The sequence below is a fragment of the Diaphorobacter sp. genome, from assembly GCF_050251835.1.
In the GTDB taxonomy this organism is placed as follows: Bacteria; Pseudomonadota; Gammaproteobacteria; order Burkholderiales; family Burkholderiaceae_C; genus JBFXIE01.
In genome coordinates, this window is record NZ_JBFWLZ010000009.1 from 1 (window position 1) to 18,029 (window position 18,029).

Genomic DNA, 18,029 nt, shown 5'->3' on the forward strand with positions numbered 1-18,029 from the left:
AGGGTGGGGGTGAGGGCCCGCGGCTCGATCTGAGACATGTGCCTCATCAAGTGTTTTCATGCCCCAGCTCTTTATTGATAAGCGCTAAACGCTATGAAATCAGAAGCAAATCAACCCCCGCCGCCCGAGCCACTGCCGCCCGAGGCGCTGCGGTACCTGGAGCATGCGCGCGTCGAAAAGCGCCTGGCCGCGCGCACGCTCACGCTGTACACGCTGGACCTGCAGCGCCTGGCCGCCTTTGCCGCGGGCGTGGAGCTGCCGCTGCTGCGCCTGACCAGCGCGCACATCCGCCGCTTTGTGGCGCAGATGCATTCGGGCGGGCGCAGCGGGCGCGGCATTGCGCTCATCCTGTCGGGCTGGCGCGGTTTTTTTGCCTGGGCCGCGCGCCAGGGGCTGGTGGGGCACAACCCGGTGCAGGACGTGCGTGCGCCCAAGGCGCCCAAGCCGCTCCCCAAGGCCCTGCCCGTGGACGATGCAGTGCGCCTGGCCGAGCACGAGCAGCCCGGCGCCGACCCCTGGCTGGAGGCGCGCGACGCGGCCATGGTCGAGCTGCTGTACGGCTGCGGCCTGCGCGTGGGCGAGCTGGTGGGGCTGGACGTGGCGCCCAGCCCGGCCGCGCACCAGCAGGGGCGCGGCTGGGTGGATCTGCAGGCGGGCGAGGCGCACGTGTTTGGCAAGGGTTCCAAGCGCCGCAGCGTGCCCGTGGGCCGTGCGGCGGTGCAGGCGCTGCAGCATTGGCTGGCGCAGCGCGACCTGCCGTTTGGCGCGGTGGGTGGTGTTGGCGCGGCGCGGCTGGATCCGGCGCTGTTTGTGGGCCGGCGCGGCACGCGGCTGACGGCGCAATCGGTCTGGCTGCGGCTGCGCCAGCGCAGCCAGACGGCGGGCCTGACCACCCCGGTGCATCCGCACATGCTGCGCCACTCGTTTGCCAGCCACCTGCTGCAGTCCAGCGGTGACCTGCGCGCGGTGCAGGAACTGCTGGGCCACGCCAACATCACCACCACACAGGTCTATACGCGCCTGGATTTTCAGCACCTGGCGCGGGTGTACGACGCGGCCCACCCGCGCGCGCGGCGCAAGTCATGAAATGACATCACGAGAAAACGCCCTCAGGCGCAATCGCCAAACACCGCCACGCGCCCGCGGCCGTCGCGTTTGGCCTGGTAGCAGGCCACATCGGCGTCGTGCAGCACCACGTCGGGGCTGTCCAGATGGTCGTCGAACATGCGCACGCCCACGCTGGCGCCAATGTAAAAAGTGCCGCAGGCAGTGGTGAAGGCGGTGGTTCCGACGGCATTCACGATCTTGTTGCCCACCGTGCGCGCCTGGGGCAGTCCGCAGGCGCGCAGCAGCACCACGAATTCGTCGCCGCCCAGGCGAACCACGGTGTCGCCGGTGCGCACCGACCTGCGCAGCAGCCCCGCCGCCTGGCGCAGCACTTCGTCGCCCGTCGCATGGCCGGCGCTGTCGTTGACGGCCTTGAAGCCGTCCAGATCGATGAACAGCACGGCGTGCGGGCCCGGTTGCCTGCCCAGACCGTGCACCAGCGACTCCAGTCCGCGGCGGTTTTGCAGCCCGGTGAGCGCATCGTGGTGGGTTTCCTGGCGCAGTCTGTCGGTGAGGGCGCGCAGCGCGCTTTCTTCGCGTTTGTCTGCGCTGACGTCGGTGTGCGTGGTGTACACCTGGTCGCCGACGGGGGCGTTCAGCGTAACGCGTATCCAGCGCTGGCCGGGCAGCGGCACTGCAAAAGGCACGCCCGCAAAGTGCAGGCTGTCGTTCAGCGCCATGGTGAGCTCATCGGCGCGCTCGGCGTACTCTGCGGCGGCGTGCGGGACCTGCCAGCATTGGCGCGCCAGATCGGGGTAGCGCCGGTTGAGCGCTGCCGACCGCGAGGACAGCCCGTACAGGGTGGCAAAGCGGTCGTTGGCAAACAGGATGTGGCCTGCGGTGTCGAGCACGGCGATACCGTCGCCTGCGTGCTCGAGCAGGTGCAGCGCATCGGGCGCGTGCAGGCCCGCGGGTTGCGGGGCCTCGGCAGGCTCGATGGTCTGCAGCGCGCCGGCCTGGGAGAGATCCGTCCAGACCCGCATACGGTCGCCGTTGTCCAGGCAGGTGACTGCCACCCGCAGCCAGCGTCCGCGGTGCTGGAACATGTAGGGACGCGACTGGTTCTGGTGGCGCAGCACGCCCTCGCGGACGTAGCGGTCAATCTGCGGCAGGTCCTCGGCTGCCAGCCGCGCCCGGTAAAAGCGCTGCAGGTTGGCGGCGTAGGGCTCGCCCGCGTGCAGGTGCCCGTCATGCTCGGGGAAAAGCCGCAGAAACTGCGCGTTCCACAGCACGGTGCGTGCCTGCGCGTCGAAAACGCACAGCGCTATGCCCAGCGAGTCCAGCAGCGTGGCGGTCAGGCGGTAGTCCATGAGTGAGGGCAGAAATGGGCAGTTCGGACGGGCGACAATGTAAGCGAAGGTAGTGGCGGGCGCACGGCATTTGGCAGAGCCACTGACGGTGCCGGGTCTTTGCGAAAGGCGGTTCGCACGGCCGCTTCAGGTCGGCGGACGCGGCCACTATACTGGCCCGTTTTTCGTCACCCTCAGTCCCATCGACTGGCTCTTGCGAGGCTTTTGCATGTCGCTCATTCCCGCCACCATCCTTACCGGCTTTCTTGGCTCGGGCAAGACTACGCTGCTCAAGCGCGTGCTGTCCGAGGCGCACGGCCAGAAGATCGCCGTGATCGAAAACGAGTTCGGTGAGGAAAACATCGACACCGACATCCTGATGACCGAGTCCACGGAGCAGATCGTGCAGATGAGCAACGGCTGCATCTGCTGCACCATTCGCGAAGACTTGCGCCAGACCCTGCAGTTGCTGGCCGCCAAGCGCCGCCAGGGGCTGGTGCAGTTCGATCGCGTGGTCATCGAGACCACCGGTCTGGCCGACCCCGGCCCCGTGGCGCAGACCTTCTTCATGGACGACGAGATTGCCGAAACCTATCTGATCGACTCCATCATCACGCTGGTGGACGCCAAGCATGCCCAGCAGCAGCTGGATGATCGCCAGGAGGCGCGCCGCCAGGTGGGCTTTGCCGACCAGATATTCCTGTCCAAGACCGACCTGGTGAGCGAGCACGAGAAAAACGACCTGATTCACCGCCTCAAGCACATGAACCCGCGCGCGCCCATCCGCGCCGTGCATTTTGGCGAGGTGCCGCTGGCCGAGGTGCTGGATTTGCGCGGCTTCAATCTCAACGCCAAACTGGACATCGACCCGGACTTCCTCAAGGAAGAGAGCGAGGACGGGCACGACCACAGTCACTGCGATCACGAGCACGGTCATTGCGACCATGACCATGGCCATGACCATCAAGACGGCCACTCGCGTGCGCATGGCGGGCACGAGGAGCATTGCGGCCACGACCACGAGCACGGTGACCACTGCAAGCACCCGCATCACCATCACCACGATGACGATGTCAAGAGCTTCGTCTATCGGGCGACGCGGCCGTTCGATCCGGCCAAGCTGGAAGACTTTCTGGGCGCCATCGTCAACATCTACGGCCCCCGCATGCTGCGCTACAAGGGCGTGCTGGACATGAAGGGCACGGATCGCAAGGTGATTTTTCAGGGCGTGCACCAGCTCATGGGCAGCGACCTGGGGCCGCAATGGGCCGAGGGCGAGACACGCCAGAGCAAGATGGTGTTCATCGGCATCGAACTGCCGCAAGACATCCTGCTGCAAGGCCTGGATCAGTGTCTGGCCTGATTTCATAAGCCGCCCGGGCCGCCTCGCGCGGCCAAACTGCCCTGGTCTTGTGCGGTATCCGGCAGGTTTGACGGATTGTCGGCTTGGGTCTATACAATCGCGCCCCGGCTAAAAGCCCACGAAGGCATGCCACCCGCATTGCGCTTCCGTACTGAACAAGCAGGCGGCGCAAAACGCCCATATTGCGAGGAGATAGGAATTGAAAACCGAGTCCAGCAAACCCAAGGCCGCGGCCAGGGGTGAGCGTGCAGGCAGCCTGCCTGCGGCGGTGGCTGTGCCTGAATCCGCGCGCGTTTCATACGGTTCGCGACCATCGAATCCATCCTCAACGGCACTCAAGGGGGCGCACGGCGCCTCCGCAGCCAGCCTCAATCAGACCATGCCTACGACTCTGCAAACCGCTGTGGCGGCCGCCAAAAAAGACCCCAAGCTGGCCAACAACTGGAAAACCAAGTCCGCTGAAGAGCTAACGGACGCCGAAGTGCTGGCCATGCCCGACAGCGAGTACATGAACGACAAGCAACTGGCGTTCTTTCGCCACAAGCTCGTCCAGCTCAAGCAGGACATGCACAACAACGCGGGCGAGACCACCGAGCATCTGCGCGAGGACACCGTAGTGGTGCCCGACCCCGCCGACCGCGCCACCATCGAAGAAGAGCACGCCCTGGAGCTGCGCACCCGCGACCGCGAGCGCAAGCTGCTCAAGAAGATCGAGCAGTCGATTGCGCGCGTGGACTCGGGCGATTACGGCTACTGCGACGAAACCGGCGAGCCCATCGGCGTGGGCCGCCTGCTGGCGCGCCCCACGGCCACGCTGTCGCTGGAGGCGCAGCAGCGGCGCGAACTCAAGCAAAAGATGTTCGGGGATTGAGCCAAGCCCGGGCAATAACCTGACAATCGCCTATCAACGACATAAAACGCAGGGCGTGCTTGCGTATTATTTCGAGCCATGAGCAAGGAACCTACCTCTCCCGGCGGTTTGCTTTCCAAGATGGTGAGGTTTGTTCGCAACCCCACCGTCAACTGGTCCGATCTCGACGCGCAAGAAGAAATGCGGGAGAGCCAGTACAGCAAGCAGATGCTCAAGGAGATGATTGAGCGCAAGCGTCGCAACGACTTCGTGCGCCGCCGCGAGTTCGATCAGCTGCGCAAGCTGCGCCAGAGCGAGGCCTTGCAGGGGCGGCGTGGCGAAGATGCCGCAGCACGCACTTCTTTTTTTCAGTCCAGCCTGACTTCCCCCGACGACCGCGCCAGCACCCTGCGCAAGATCGACGAGATCGAGGCACAGATGTCGCAGCAATGGTGGAAGGCCAAAGGGCAGCCAGACTCCGGGCCGGCGATGGTCACGGCGCCGGTCGATCCATCCACTTCCCCCGCCCTGGCGGCGCCCGCCCAAGAAGTCGGCCCCCTGGCTGCGCCGGCCGACGCCGCAGCGGCGCAAATACTTGCCGCTGGTCAGCCAGCGCCGGCCTCGGCGGCCATTGCTGCAGCCCTGGCCTCCAGCGGTCTGGCAGGCGAGCATGCCCGCGCCTTTGCGCCCACTGCGCCTTTGAGCGTGCCCCCCGCCGTCGATGAGGTGGCAGCCGTCAAGCCGCTGTTTGACCAGGCCTGGCCCGCAGACCCGCAATCGCAGGCGCAATCGCAGGCGCAGGCGCCCCAGCCGCAGACGCCTGGCGCGGTGCAAGTGCCGCAGGTCACGACTGAACTGGAGGAATTCGTGCACGAACCCGATCTGGAGGAAGCAGCGATCCGCTTCGCCCACGGCGACTATTCCGGCGCGCAGTCGGTGCTCAAGGAGGTGCTGGTTCAGCACCAGCACGACGATCCGCAGCAGCAGCACGACATCTGGATGACGCTGTTTGACCTGTATCGCGCCATTGGCCAGCAGGATGAGTTTGACGTGCTGGCCATCGAATATGCGGCGCGCTTTGGCCGCTCGGCGCCGCTGTGGTTCTCGTTGCCCGAACAACTGGGCCTGCAGTCCGAGAAGCCCGCTACGGCTGTGCCGCAGCGCGAGTTGAACTGGAACGCCCAGCCCGTCCTGAGCCTGCAATCGGTGGCCGCGCTGCAGGCTTTGCTGGCACGCAGCGCTCCGCCCTGGACGCTGACCTGGACACGCCTGACCGACATCGAGCCCCCTGCCGTGACCGCGTTGGCCGAGCAGTTCGAGGCCTGGGCCGAGCGCGACGTGCAGCTGCGCTTCACCGGGGTGCATGCTTTGCAGGCCGTGCTGCAGGCCCGCACCCCGTCGGGCGACCGCAGCGTCGATCCACAGTGGTGGCGCCTGCGCATGGCGGTGCTGCGGGTGATGGGTCTGCCCGACGAGTTCGAGCTGGTGGCCCTGGACTATTGCGTGACCTATGAGGTGTCGCCCCCCTCGTGGGCGCCGCCGCTGTGCGGCTACAGCGGCGACGACGGCCCGCGGCCCGCCGCGCTGCAGGAGATGTACGACAGCGAGCTGTTTCTGTCCGGTTTCGCTCTGTCTCAGCCTGGCGTGGCCAGCGAAGGGCCCGTGCCCTGCCTGCAGGGGCATATTGAAGGTGATGCGACGCCGGTCCTGGAGCCCCTGGAGGCCATGATGCACCCCGGCATTCCTCTGCGTGTAGATTGCGGCCGCCTGGTTCGCATGGACTTTGCCGCCGCCGGTTCAGTGCTGAACTGGGCGGCTGCGCAGCAGGCGCAGGGCCATGTGGTGCAGTTTTGCGACCTGCACCGGCTGGTGGCGGTGTTCTTCAATGTGGTGGGCGTCAACGAGCACGCCTGGGTCGTGCCGCGCAAGAACTGAGAGCCTGGGAGGCAATGGCCGCGCCTTGCGCCGCGCGGCTTGCAAACCGGCCAGGGTGCCCCAAAATGCACCCCTCATGGAACAGTATCACGGCACCACCATTCTCAGCGTCCGCCGCCAGACGGCGGACGGCATCCAGGTCGCCCTTGGAGGCGACGGCCAGGTCACCCTGGGCAACATCGTCGTCAAGGGCACGGCGCGCAAGGTGCGCAAGCTCCACCACGGCAAGGTGCTGGCCGGCTTTGCCGGCGCCACGGCAGACGCCTTCACGCTGTTCGAGCGCTTTGAGGCCAAGCTGGAAAAGCACCAGGGCCATTTGACCCGCGCGGCCATCGAACTCACCAAAGACTGGCGTACCGACCGCGTGCTGCGCCGCCTGGAGGCCATGCTGGCCGTGGCGGATCACAGCGCCAGCCTGATCATCACCGGCAACGGCGATGTGCTGGAGCCCGAGCAGGGCATCGTGTCCATCGGCTCGGGCGGCGCCTATGCGCATTCAGCCGCCAAGGCGCTGCTCAACAACACCGACCTGACGGCGGCCGAGATTGTCAAGAAATCGCTGGAGATTGCCGGCGAGCTGTGCATCTACACCAACATGCACCACACCATCGAGACGCTGTGACGGCGTTCTTTTTGCTATTGTTTTGATAGCTGCTAGCGCTTGATTTATAAGCGCTTGAGCCTTATTTTGATTGAAACATGTCTTCCATGACCCCCCAGGAAATCGTCTCCGAGCTCGACAACCACATCGTGGGTCAGGCGGCCGCCAAGCGCGCCGTGGCGATTGCCCTGCGCAACCGCTGGCGCCGCCAGCAGGTGGACGCCACGCTGCGCCACGAGATCACGCCCAAGAACATCCTCATGATCGGCCCCACGGGCGTGGGCAAGACCGAGATCGCCCGGCGCCTGGCGCGCCTGGCCGATGCGCCCTTCATCAAGGTGGAGGCCACCAAGTTCACCGAAGTGGGCTACGTGGGCAAGGATGTGGATTCCATCATCCGCGACCTGGTCGAGGTGGCCGTCAAGCAAACCCGCGAGTCCGACATGAAGAAGGTGCGCGTGCGCGCCGAAGATGCGGCCGAGGAGCGCATTCTGGATGTGCTCATTCCTGCGCCGCGCACGGGCGAGCCCGCAGGCGACAGCACGGCGCGCCAGGTGTTTCGCAAGAAGCTGCGCGAGGGGCAGCTCGATGACAAGGACATCGAGATCGACCTGGCCGACGCCCGCCCGCAACTGGAGATCATGGGCCCGCAGGGCATGGAAGAGATGGCCGAGCAACTGCGCGGCATGTTCAGCCAGATGGGCCAGGAGCGGCGCCGCACGCGCAAGCTCAAGATCGCCGAGGCCCTGCGGCTGCTGACCGACGAGGAGGCCGCCAAGCTGGTCAACGAGGAAGAGGTCAAGACCCGGGCGCTCGCCAATGCCGAGCAAAACGGCATCGTCTTCATTGACGAGATCGACAAGGTGGCCTCGCGCCAGGAGGCCAGCGGCGCCGACGTATCGCGCCAGGGCGTGCAGCGCGACCTGCTGCCGCTGGTGGAGGGCACCACGGTGTCCACCAAGTACGGCATGGTCAAGACCGACCATATTCTGTTCATTGCCTCCGGCGCATTTCACCTGAGCAAGCCCAGCGACCTGATCCCCGAACTGCAGGGGCGCTTTCCGATCCGGGTGGAGCTGACCTCGCTGTCGGTGCAGGACTTCGAGGCCATCCTCACGCAGACCCACGCATCGCTGGTCAAGCAATACCAGGCGCTGCTGGCGACCGAGGGCGTGACACTCTCGTTCACGCCCGAGGGCATCACACGCCTGGCACACATCGCCTACGACGTGAACGAGCGCACCGAGAACATTGGCGCGCGCCGCCTGTCCACCGTCATGGAGCGCTTGCTCGATGAGGTGAGTTTTGACGCGTCCCGCCTGTCTGGCCAGACCGTGACGGTGGATGCCGACTACGTGAACGCGCGTCTGCAGTCCCTGAGCCAGGACGAGGATTTGTCGCGCTACATCCTGTGATGCGCCTGCGCCCTGTGTGACGGGCTCGGGCTGGCGCCTGGCAGCCCGGCGGATCGCGCGTCGGGACGTCTCTGGCGTCGGCTGGCCCGCCCCTGGTCGGGCCCGATGCCCGGCGGCACGGGCGGACGACTGGCTGGCGCAGACGGCCTTGTCAGGCTGTATCCATCGGCGTCAAGCCTTTAGAAATCACTTGCATACCTGCACATAAGTGCTTAATCGATAAGGAAATTTGCCCGGATTCCGCTTTTAAATCCGGTTGTAAGTCCTTGATTTCATTGCAAAATTTTGTCGTCGCACCCCTTGTCTGGTGTTCTTTTCCTGCTACAGTGCAAAAAAGTGCAATTTAGTGGTGAAAAGTGCCTTGTCAGCCCGTTTCCAGGGCTTGAAGTGGCGCCACCAACCAGAGGATTCCATCGGTGTTTCAAGGGGCGTCATCGCTGAGTCTGGATGCAAAGGGGCGGCTGTCTGTGCCGACCCGGCATCGTGACGCCCTCATGGAGCAGGCCGTGGGCCAGCTGACCATCACCAAGCACCCCGATGGCTGCCTGATGGTCTTCCCCCGGCCTGAGTGGGAGAAGTTTCGCGAGCGCATCGCCCAGCTGCCCATGCAGGCCCAATGGTGGAAGCGCATCTTCCTGGGCAACGCCATGGATGTGGAGATGGACGGCACCGGCCGCGTGCTGGTGGCGCCCGAGCTGCGCGAAGCCGCAGGTCTGTGCAAGGACGCCATCTTGCTGGGCATGGGCAGCTATTTCGAGCTGTGGGACAAGGCCACCTACGAAGCCAAGGAGGCTGCCGCCATGCAGGCCGAAATGCCCGATGTCTTCAAGGACTTCTCCTTCTGACGGGGGCTTGCCGATGAATCAGCCCCTGCAGCACACCACCGTCTTGCTCGACGAGGCCGTCCGCGCCCTTGTGGGCGAGGGCGTGGCACCCGTGGGCACCTTTGTCGATGGCACCTTTGGCCGGGGAGGGCATTCGCGACTCATCCTGCAGCAGTTGGGGCCGCAGGGCCGGCTGGTGGCGTTCGACAAAGACACCGAAGCCATACAAGAAGCTGCGCGCATCCAGGATGCGCGCTTTTCCATTCGGCACCAGGGCTTCTCGCACCTGGGCGAACTGCGGCCGGCCAGCGTGGCGGGCGTGCTGCTGGACCTGGGTGTGAGCTCGCCGCAGATCGACTCGCCGGAGCGCGGATTCAGTTTCAGGTTCGACGGCCCGCTGGATATGCGCATGGACACCACGCGCGGGCAGAGCGTGGCCGAGTGGCTGGCCCAGGCGCAAGCGCCACAGATTGCGGAGGTGATACGTGACTACGGTGAAGAACGGTTTGCTGGCCCCATTGCAAAGGCGATTGTTGCTAGGCGCACGCAGCAGGGCCCCATTACCAGCACCGCCGAGCTGGCCGACATCGTGGCTGGCGCGGTCAAGACCCGCGAAGCCGGCCAGAACCCTGCAACGCGCACATTTCAGGCTTTTCGGATTTTCATCAACGCCGAGCTTGAAGAACTGCAGCAGGCGCTAGAGGCCAGCCTGCGGGTGCTGCAGCCCGGTGGCAAGCTGGTGGTGATCAGCTTTCATTCGCTGGAAGACCGCATCGTCAAGCAGTTCATTGCCCGGCATTCCAAGGAGGTTTTTGACCGCCGGGCACCGTTTGCGCAGCCCACGCCCATGCGGCTCAAGGCTCTGGATCGCATCAAGCCCGGCCCCGCCGAAGTGGCCGCCAACCCCCGCGCGCGCAGCGCCGTGATGCGCGTGGCCGAGCGCACGCAGGTGCCGGCATGAGCACAGCCCGTTTTTGCCTGCCGGGCCGCGCCTGCCGTACACCCGGGGGCAACCCATGATGCGCATCAGCCTGCCGCTGCTGCTGGCCGTGATGGTCAGCGCGCTGTATCTGGTGCACACCCAGTACCAGTCGCGGCGCCTGTACACCGAGCTCGACCGTGCGGTGGCGCAGGCGCGCCGCCTGGAGACCGAGCACCAGCGCCTGCAGGTGGAAAAGCGCGCCCAGGCCACGCCGCTGCGCGTGGAGCGCCTGGCGCGCGACCGGCTGCAGATGCGCACCGCCACACCGGCCATTACCCAGTACGTGACTGATGATGGCGCGGGTGCCGTGTCCGTGGCTGGCGCAGGAGATGCCCGGTGAGCAGCCGCAGCGTCAACTACACCTCCAGCCCGCTGCTGGCCAGCAAGACACCGGTCTGGCGCAGCAAGTTCATCGTCGCCCTGGTGGCGCTGGGCTTTGTGGGGCTTGCCGGGCGCGCCGCCTATGTGCAGGTGTTTGGCAACGCTTTCTTTCAGCGCCAGGGCGAGGTGCGTTTTGCCCGCACGCTGGAGCTGCCGGCCAACCGTGGCCGCATTCTGGATCGCAACGGGCTGATCCTGGCTTCCAGCGTGCCGGCGGCCAGCATCTGGGCCATTCCCGAAGATGTGGAGCAGGACAAGCCCGAGGTGCAGGCCAAGCTCAGGCAGCTGGCGCGCCTCATGGAAATGCCGCTGCCCGCGCTGCAGGCCAGGCTGGCCGATGAGGACAAGACCTTCGTCTGGATCAAGCGCCAGCTGGACTGGGACGTGGGCCAGCAGATCACGGCGCTGGGCATCAAGGGCATTTACCTGCGCAAGGAATACAAGCGCCAGTACCCCGAGGGCGAAGCGGCCGCGCACGTGGTGGGCTTCACCAACGTGGAGGACAAGGGCCAGGAGGGCATGGAGCTGGCTTTCGACAAAGAGCTGGCGGGCAAACCCGGCTCGCGCCGCGTGATCAAGGACCGCCTGGGCCGTGTGGTCGAGGGCGTGGGCGCCGAGGTGCCACCCGTCGATGGCAAGGATATGCAGCTGTCCATCGACAGCAAGGTGCAGTTCTTTGCCTATCAGAAGCTGCGCGACACCGTCATACAGCACAAGGCCAAGGCAGGCACCGTGGTGGTGCTGGACGCGCAGACGGGTGAGGTGCTGGCGCTGGCCAACTACCCCAGCTACGTGCCCGACAAGCGCGAGAACCTCACGGGCGAGCAGCTGCGCAACCGTGCGATCACCGATGTGTTCGAGCCCGGCTCGACCATCAAGCCCATCACCGTGGGGATCGCGCTGGAGAGCGGCCGCTTCAAGCCCGACACCCTGGTGGACACCGCGCCGGGGCGCTTCACGCTCACGGGCTCCACCATCAGCGACACGCGCAATCATGGCCTGCTGACGGTGGAGGGCGTGATCCAGAAGTCCAGCAACGTGGGCACCACCAAGATCGCCATGCAACTGCCCGCGCGGGAGATGTGGGAGACCTTCTCCGCCGTGGGCTTTGGGCAAAAGCCCCAGATCGCCTTCCCCGGCGCGGCCAGCGGACGCTTGCGCCCCTACAAGAGCTGGAGGCCCATCGAGCAGGCCACCATGTCCTATGGCTACGGCCTGTCGGCCAGCCTGCTGCAGATGGCGCGCTCGTACACCGTGTTCTCCAACGGCGGCAAGGTGATTCCGGCCACCATGCTCAAGACGCATGAGCCGCCCGTGGGCGTGCCGGTGTTCTCCGAGCGCACCGCCGACCAGGTGCGCAAGATGCTGCAGATGGCCGCGGGCCCCGGCGGCACTGGCCAGAAGGCGCAGACCGTGGGCTACTCGGTGGGCGGCAAGTCCGGCACGGCGCGCAAGCAGGTGGGCAAGAGCTACGCCGCAGGCAAGTACCGCGCGTGGTTCACCGGGCTGGCGCCGGTGGATCAGCCGCGCATCATCGTCGCGGTGATGGTCGATGAGCCCAGCAACGGCGTGATCTACGGCGGCGCCGTGGCTGCGCCGGTGTTCAGCGAAGTGGTGCAGCAGACCCTGCGCATGATGGGCGTGGCGCCCGACATGGCCGTCAAGCCGCTGATCGTCTCCAATGCCGTGGAGGAATCGGTATGAACGCGCTGCACACGCTCACCACGCTGCACGACGCCGTGGACTGGCTGCGCCAGCGCGTCACGGGCACGCTGCACACCGACAGCCGTCTGATCCAGCCCGGCGACGGCTTCATCGCCTGGCCCGGCGCCGCCACCGACGGCCGCGCCCATGTGGGCGACGCCATGGCGCGCGGCGCTGCGGCCTGCCTGGTGGAGGCCGAGGGCGCGGCGCCATTCAACCTGGGCGGCGAGCACATCGCGGCGCTGCGCGGCCTCAAGGCCGCCACCGGGCGCATCGCGTCCGCATGGTTCGGCCACCCCACGCAGCAGTTGCAGGTGTTGGCAGTGACGGGCACCAATGGCAAGACCAGCACCGCCTGGTGGTTGGCCGACGCGCTCAATAAGCTATCAAAAAAAGAGCTGCCAGCGCTTTATGGATGCGGGCTGGTGGGCACCTTGGGTATGGGTGTTCCGCCCGCGCTCCACACCACGGGCATGACCACGCCCGACCCCGTGCGCCTGCAGCGCGCGTTTGCGCAGTTTGCCGAAGCCGGCCAGCACGCCTGCGCCATCGAGGCCTCGTCCATCGGCCTGGCCGAGCACCGGCTGGACGGCACGCGCATCCGCGTGGCGCTGTTCACCAACTTCACCCAGGACCACCTGGACTACCACCCCGGCATGGCCGCCTACTGGCAGGCCAAGCGCGCGCTGTTCGACTGGCCCGGCCTGCAGGCGGCGGTGATCAACATCGACGACGCGCAGGGCGCCGCATTGCATGCCGAACTGCAAGGCCGCGACCTCGATCTGTGGAGCGTCTCCATCCACGGCCCGGCGCGCCTGCAGGCACGGGACATCGCGCACACCGGCGCGGGCCTGGCCTTCACCGTGGCCGAGGGCGCGCAGGCCCAGGTGCTGCAGACACAGGTGATCGGGCTGTACAACGTGTCCAACCTGCTGGGCGTGATCGCGGGCATGCGTGCGCTGGGCGTACCGCTGACGCAGGCGCTGCAGGCCTGCGCCCGCCTGCAGCCCGTGCCCGGGCGCATGGAGCAGCTGGCCGCACCCGGCCAGCCGCTGGTGGCCGTGGACTATGCCCACACGCCCGATGCGCTGCACCAGGCGCTGGCGGCGCTCAGGCCCGTGGCGGCGCAGCGCGGTGGCCGCCTGTGGTGCGTGTTTGGCTGCGGCGGCAACCGCGACGCGGGCAAACGCCCGCTGATGGGCGCAGTGGCCCAGCGCGAGGCCGACGAGGTCATCGTCACCAGCGACAACCCGCGCGGCGAGGAGCCGCAGTCCATCATTCACCAGATCCTGCTGGGCACGATTGCGGCAACCCACGTGCGCGCCGAGGTGGACCGCGCTGCCGCGATTGCGCAGGCGCTGGCCGAGGCAGGCGCCAACGACGTGGTGCTGATTGCCGGCAAGGGCCACGAGGATTACCAGGAGACGGCGGGCCAGCGCCTGCCTTTCTCTGACATGGCGCAGGCGCGGCAAGCGCTGGCGCGCCGAGGAGGCGTGGCATGAGCCACCAACAGACACATTCCCCCATGATGACGCTGCAGCAGGCGTTTGAGCTGCTGCGCGCGCGCATCCCCGCCGCACGCCTGATTGGCGACGGCGCCACGCCCCTGGCGCGCGTGCACACCGACACCCGCACACTGGCCGCGGGCGACCTGTTCGTGGCGCTCAAGGGCGAGCGCTTCGACGCCCACCAGTTCTTGCCCCAGGCGCGCGCGGCCGGCGCGGCTGCCGCCATCGCGCATGCGGGCCTGGCCGATGCGGGCCTGCCCGGCATCGAGGTGCCCGACACCCTGGCCGCGCTGGGCGCCCTGGCCGCGGGCTGGCGCGCGCAGCAGGTGCTGCCGCTGATTGCCGTGACCGGCAGCAACGGCAAAACCACGGTAACGCAGATGATCGCGGCCGTGCTGCGGGCCTGGAAGGGCGACGCTGCGCTGGCCACCCAGGGCAACTTCAACAACGACGTGGGCCTGCCGCTCACGCTGGCGCGCTTGCGCCCGGCGCACCAGGCTGCCGTGGTCGAGCTGGGCATGAACCATCCGGGCGAGATCGCCACTCTGGCCGACATCGCCCGCCCCACCGTGGCGCTGGTCAACAACGCGCAGCGCGAGCACCTGGAGTTCATGCACACCGTCGAGGCCGTGGCGCGCGAGAACGGCAGCGTGCTTGCCGCCCTGCCGGCCGACGGCGTGGCGGTCTTCCCGGCTGCCGATGCCTTCACGCCGTTGTGGCGCGAAATGGCCGGCACGCGGCGCTGCCTGACCTTTGGCAATGCGGACGCCGCCGCGGCGTGCGCTGATGCGGCCGACGTGCGCTGCACCGACGCGCAATGGGACGAGGGTGCGTGGCAGGTGCGCATCACCACGCCGCAGGGCGCATTCGACACGCGGCTGGCGATTGCCGGGCGCCACAACGTCACCAATGCGCTGGCCGCCACCGCCTGCGCGCTGGCCGCAGGCGCGCCGCTGGCGGCCATCGCGCAGGGGCTGGCGGCTTTCGTGCCGGTCAGCGGGCGCTCGCGCGCGCTGGCCGTGCGCTGGCAGGGCCGCGCCATCACCGTGGTGGACGACAGCTACAACGCCAACCCCGACTCGGTGCGCGCCGCCATCGACGTGCTGGCCGCGCTGCCCGGCCCGCGCCTGCTGGTGCTGGGCGACATGGGCGAGGTGGGCGACCAGGGGCCGCAGCTGCATGCCGAGGCCGGCGCGCATGCCCGCGCCCGCGGCATCGAGCAGCTGTTTGCGCTGGGCGAGCTGAGCGCCCACGCCGTGCAGGCCTGCGGGCCGACGGCACGGCATTTCAAGGACATGGCTGCGCTGCAGGCCGCGGTGGTGCAGGCCCTGCCCGCCGTGGGCAGCGTGCTGGTGAAGGGATCGCGATTCATGAAGATGGAACAGGTCGTGCAGGCGCTACAGGCCTTGCATGAGGGCGGCGCTGCGGGCGTCATCGTTGCCGCCGCTGCCGGGCAAGAGGGGGCTGCATGCTTGTAATGCTGGCGCAATGGCTGCAGGGCCTGTCTCCCGAATTCAGTTTTCTGCGCGTGTTTCAGTACCTCACTTTCCGCGCGGTAATGGCAGCGTTGACGGCGCTGCTCATCGGCCTGATTGCGGGCCCCAGGGTCATTCGCATGCTCACGGCGCTGAAGATCGGCCAGCCCATCCGCAGCTACGCCATGCAAAGCCACTTGTCCAAGAGTGGCACGCCCACCATGGGCGGGGTGCTGATCCTGGGCGCCATCGTCATTTCCACGTTGCTGTGGTTTGACCTGTCCAACCGTTTCGTATGGATCGTATTGGCCGTCACGCTGGGCTTTGGCGCCATCGGCTGGGTGGACGACTGGCGCAAGGTGGTCAATAAAGACCCCGAGGGCATGCGCTCGCGCGAGAAGTATTTCTGGCAGTCGGTGATTGGCCTGGTTGCGGCGCTGTACCTGGTGTTCAGCATTTCCGAGAACTCCAACGCGCGCGTGTTCGAGCTGTTCGTCACCTGGGTGAAGTCGGGCTTCCTGCTCGACCTGCCCCCACAGGCCGGCCTGCTGGTGCCCTTCTTCAAGGAAGTCAGCTACCCGCTGGGCGTGCTGGGCTTCGTCATCCTGACCTACCTGGTGATCGTGGGCGCGAGCAACGCGGTCAACCTGACCGACGGGCTGGACGGCCTGGCCATCATGCCGGTGATCATGGTGGGCTCGTCCCTGGGCGTGTTTGCCTACGTGACGGGCAATGCGGGCTTTGCCAGATACCTGCTGTTTCCATACATCGCCGGCTCGGGCGAGCTGCTGATCTTCTGCGCCGCCATGACCGGCGCGGGTCTGGCGTTTCTGTGGTTCAACGCGCACCCGGCGCAGGTGTTCATGGGCGACGTGGGCGCGCTGGCGCTGGGCGCGGCGCTGGGCACCATTGCCGTCATCGTGCGCCAGGAGATCGTGCTGGCCATCATGGGCGGCATCTTCGTGGTCGAAGCCCTGTCGGTGATGCTGCAGGTGACCTGGTTCAAATACACCAAGCGCAAGTACGGCGAGGGCCGGCGCCTGCTGAAGATGGCGCCGCTGCACCACCATTTTGAAAAAAGCGGCTGGAAGGAAACGCAGGTCGTCGTGCGCTTCTGGATCATCACCATGCTGCTGTGCCTCGTGGGTCTGACCACGCTGAAACTGCGATGAACACCGCGCACCTCGACCCCCTGCAGCCCGACGCGACCAGCGCCGCCGCGCCAATGCCTGCGCCGCTGGCCGGTGCCGCCGCTGCGCCCGAACTCGCGCAGGATGGCCTGGCGCAGCCGCAGCCCGCCGAAAAAGCCGCCAATGACGCCGCCGACAACGTTGTCGGCAGCGCCTCTGCCGCTTACGACTACACCGCCCCCGCAGTGTCTGCTGCAGCGGCCGCGGCCGAATTTGTGGCCCGCATCTTTGCCGACGTGGGCGCGCCTGATGCCGCCACCCAGGCAAGCGCCGATGCCCCTTCCGCCGCCGACCACGCATCGACGGGCGACAGCCCTGGCACCGTGGGCGATGCGCCTGCCGCCATCACCGCCGCGGAGGATCCGGCCCCGCAGGCCGCGCCCGCGCTTGAGGGCAAGCAGGTGCTGGTGCTGGGGCTGGGCGCATCCGGCCTGGCCATGGCGCGCTGGTGCGTGCGCTGCGGCGCTCAGGTCACCGTGGCCGACACGCGCGCCAGCCCGCCGCAGCTGGCCCAGCTGCGCACCGAACTGCCGCAGGTGGAATTTGTTGCTGGCGCCTTTGATTCCGCGCTGGTGCAGGCGCGCGCGCTGCATGCGGTGTACCGCTCGCCAGGGCTCAGTCCCGCCGAGATTGCTCCTGTTGTTGTAGCTGCTGGCGCGCTCCAGATAAGCGTTGAGGGTGAATTGGGCTTGTATTCACTGGCGCTGCGCGAACTGCGGGCCGCGCAGGGCTACGCGCCCGCCGTGCTGGCCATCACCGGAACCAATGGCAAGACCACGGTGACTTCGCTCACCGCTTTGCTGGCGCAATGCGCCGGCAAGAGCGTGGCCATCGCGGGCAACATCGGCCCCACGCTGCTGGACACACTGGCGCAGCACATCGACGCGGGCACCCTGCCCGAGGTTTGGGTGCTGGAGCTGTCGAGCTTCCAGCTGGACGGCGTGACCATCGGCGCCAGCGGCTTCGAGCCCACGGCGGCCGTCGTGCTCAACATCACCCAGGATCACCTGGACTGGCACGGCAGCATGGCCGCCTACGCCCAGGCCAAGGCGCGCATCTTCGGCGAGCAGGCCCTGATGGTGCTCAACCGCGAGGACCCCGAAGTCATGGCGCTGCTGCCGCCGCCAGTGCGCGTGCGGCTGCAAAAGCCCCAGCAGCGCGCCCATGTCACCTTCGGCGGCGACATGCCGCAGCGCCCCGGCGACTTCGGCATCGAGGTGGTCAGCGGCATGGCCTGGCTGGTGCGCGCGCACGAGGCCGACGAGACTGTCCGGGGCGCCAAGGGTGCCCGGGCGCAACAGGCCGACCTGCACATCCAGCGCCTGATGCCCGAGGGCGCCCTGCGCATCCGCGGCCGGCACAACGCCATCAACGCCCTGGCCGCGCTGGCGCTGGCCCAGGCCGC

Annotated in this window: 15 protein-coding genes; 14 read left to right on the forward strand and 1 reads right to left on the reverse strand. The window is 67.2% G+C overall.

What is annotated here, in order from left to right:
* Nucleotides 1–93: 93 nt before the first annotated feature.
* Nucleotides 94–1,086, forward strand: a complete 993-nt coding sequence (locus AB7E35_RS05000; RefSeq protein WP_428162135.1) for a tyrosine recombinase XerC — start codon at nucleotides 94–96, stop codon at nucleotides 1,084–1,086.
* A gap of 23 nt (nucleotides 1,087–1,109) precedes the next feature.
* Here AB7E35_RS05000 and AB7E35_RS05005 read toward each other — a convergent pair whose 3' ends face one another.
* Complete coding sequence (locus AB7E35_RS05005; RefSeq protein WP_428162136.1) at nucleotides 1,110–2,417, reverse strand: diguanylate cyclase domain-containing protein; 1,308 nt, start codon at nucleotides 2,415–2,417, stop codon at nucleotides 1,110–1,112.
* 208 nt (nucleotides 2,418–2,625) lie between these two features.
* Between AB7E35_RS05005 and AB7E35_RS05010 the strand changes: the two genes are divergently transcribed.
* The 13 genes from AB7E35_RS05010 to AB7E35_RS05070 form a co-directional block, all read left to right on the forward strand.
* Nucleotides 2,626–3,759: a CobW family GTP-binding protein gene (locus AB7E35_RS05010; protein ID WP_428167175.1), complete on the forward strand. Its 1,134-nt coding sequence runs from the start codon at nucleotides 2,626–2,628 to the stop codon at nucleotides 3,757–3,759.
* Nucleotides 3,760–3,958: 199 nt separating this feature from the next.
* Entirely contained in the window at nucleotides 3,959–4,630 is a 672-nt protein-coding gene (dksA, locus tag AB7E35_RS05015) for an RNA polymerase-binding protein DksA (protein WP_428162138.1), read from the forward strand.
* A 78-nt stretch (nucleotides 4,631–4,708) separates the two neighbouring features.
* Nucleotides 4,709–6,544, forward strand: a complete 1,836-nt coding sequence (locus AB7E35_RS05020; protein ID WP_428167176.1) for an STAS domain-containing protein — start codon at nucleotides 4,709–4,711, stop codon at nucleotides 6,542–6,544.
* Between the two features lie 76 nt (nucleotides 6,545–6,620).
* On the forward strand, nucleotides 6,621–7,166 hold the full coding sequence (gene hslV, locus AB7E35_RS05025) for an ATP-dependent protease subunit HslV (RefSeq protein ID WP_428162140.1): 546 nt from the start codon (nucleotides 6,621–6,623) through the stop codon (nucleotides 7,164–7,166).
* A 77-nt stretch (nucleotides 7,167–7,243) separates the two neighbouring features.
* The gene (gene hslU / locus AB7E35_RS05030) at nucleotides 7,244–8,560 is read left to right on the forward strand and encodes an ATP-dependent protease ATPase subunit HslU (RefSeq protein WP_428162141.1); all 1,317 of its coding nucleotides are present in this window, start codon (nucleotides 7,244–7,246) and stop codon (nucleotides 8,558–8,560) included.
* Nucleotides 8,561–8,976: 416 nt separating this feature from the next.
* A complete protein-coding gene (gene mraZ / locus AB7E35_RS05035) occupies nucleotides 8,977–9,405 on the forward strand; it encodes a division/cell wall cluster transcriptional repressor MraZ (RefSeq protein WP_428162142.1) in 429 nt (142 codons plus the stop codon).
* A 13-nt stretch (nucleotides 9,406–9,418) separates the two neighbouring features.
* A complete protein-coding gene (rsmH, locus tag AB7E35_RS05040) occupies nucleotides 9,419–10,345 on the forward strand; it encodes a 16S rRNA (cytosine(1402)-N(4))-methyltransferase RsmH (protein ID WP_428162143.1) in 927 nt (308 codons plus the stop codon).
* Between the two features lie 55 nt (nucleotides 10,346–10,400).
* On the forward strand, nucleotides 10,401–10,706 hold the full coding sequence (ftsL, locus tag AB7E35_RS05045) for a cell division protein FtsL (RefSeq protein ID WP_428162144.1): 306 nt from the start codon (nucleotides 10,401–10,403) through the stop codon (nucleotides 10,704–10,706).
* Nucleotides 10,703–12,451 carry a peptidoglycan D,D-transpeptidase FtsI family protein gene (locus AB7E35_RS05050; RefSeq protein ID WP_428162145.1) on the forward strand — a complete coding sequence of 583 codons (1,749 nt, stop codon included), beginning with the start codon at nucleotides 10,703–10,705 and terminating at the stop codon, nucleotides 12,449–12,451. Before ftsL ends, AB7E35_RS05050 begins: the two co-directional genes overlap by 4 nt.
* The gene (locus AB7E35_RS05055; RefSeq protein ID WP_428167177.1) at nucleotides 12,448–13,953 is read left to right on the forward strand and encodes a UDP-N-acetylmuramoyl-L-alanyl-D-glutamate--2,6-diaminopimelate ligase; all 1,506 of its coding nucleotides are present in this window, start codon (nucleotides 12,448–12,450) and stop codon (nucleotides 13,951–13,953) included. Before AB7E35_RS05050 ends, AB7E35_RS05055 begins: the two co-directional genes overlap by 4 nt.
* Nucleotides 13,950–15,437, forward strand: a complete 1,488-nt coding sequence (locus AB7E35_RS05060) for a UDP-N-acetylmuramoyl-tripeptide--D-alanyl-D-alanine ligase (RefSeq protein ID WP_428167178.1) — start codon at nucleotides 13,950–13,952, stop codon at nucleotides 15,435–15,437. The genes AB7E35_RS05055 and AB7E35_RS05060 overlap by 4 nt, the downstream gene beginning before the upstream one ends.
* Nucleotides 15,428–16,606, forward strand: coding sequence for a phospho-N-acetylmuramoyl-pentapeptide-transferase (gene mraY / locus AB7E35_RS05065; protein WP_428162148.1), 1,179 nt, complete (start codon nucleotides 15,428–15,430; stop codon nucleotides 16,604–16,606). Before AB7E35_RS05060 ends, mraY begins: the two co-directional genes overlap by 10 nt.
* Nucleotides 16,603–18,029: Mur ligase family protein (locus AB7E35_RS05070; protein ID WP_428167179.1), on the forward strand; the 1,427-nt coding region annotated here is incomplete at its 3' end. The genes mraY and AB7E35_RS05070, both read left to right, overlap by 4 nt.

What these genes read in the sequence shown, in the direction of transcription:
- AB7E35_RS05000 (WP_428162135.1), top strand. Translation starts at nt 94, where the DNA reads ATGAAATCAGAAGCAAATCAACCCCCGCCGCCCGAGCCACTGCCGCCC.
- AB7E35_RS05005 (WP_428162136.1), bottom strand. Translation starts at nt 2,417, where the DNA reads ATGGACTACCGCCTGACCGCCACGCTGCTGGACTCGCTGGGCATAGCG.
- AB7E35_RS05010 (WP_428167175.1), top strand. Translation starts at nt 2,626, where the DNA reads ATGTCGCTCATTCCCGCCACCATCCTTACCGGCTTTCTTGGCTCGGGC.
- AB7E35_RS05020 (WP_428167176.1), top strand. Translation starts at nt 4,709, where the DNA reads ATGAGCAAGGAACCTACCTCTCCCGGCGGTTTGCTTTCCAAGATGGTG.
- hslV (WP_428162140.1), top strand. Translation starts at nt 6,621, where the DNA reads ATGGAACAGTATCACGGCACCACCATTCTCAGCGTCCGCCGCCAGACG.
- hslU (WP_428162141.1), top strand. Translation starts at nt 7,244, where the DNA reads ATGTCTTCCATGACCCCCCAGGAAATCGTCTCCGAGCTCGACAACCAC.
- rsmH (WP_428162143.1), top strand. Translation starts at nt 9,419, where the DNA reads ATGAATCAGCCCCTGCAGCACACCACCGTCTTGCTCGACGAGGCCGTC.
- ftsL (WP_428162144.1), top strand. Translation starts at nt 10,401, where the DNA reads ATGATGCGCATCAGCCTGCCGCTGCTGCTGGCCGTGATGGTCAGCGCG.
- AB7E35_RS05055 (WP_428167177.1), top strand. Translation starts at nt 12,448, where the DNA reads ATGAACGCGCTGCACACGCTCACCACGCTGCACGACGCCGTGGACTGG.
- AB7E35_RS05060 (WP_428167178.1), top strand. Translation starts at nt 13,950, where the DNA reads ATGAGCCACCAACAGACACATTCCCCCATGATGACGCTGCAGCAGGCG.
- mraY (WP_428162148.1), top strand. Translation starts at nt 15,428, where the DNA reads ATGCTTGTAATGCTGGCGCAATGGCTGCAGGGCCTGTCTCCCGAATTC.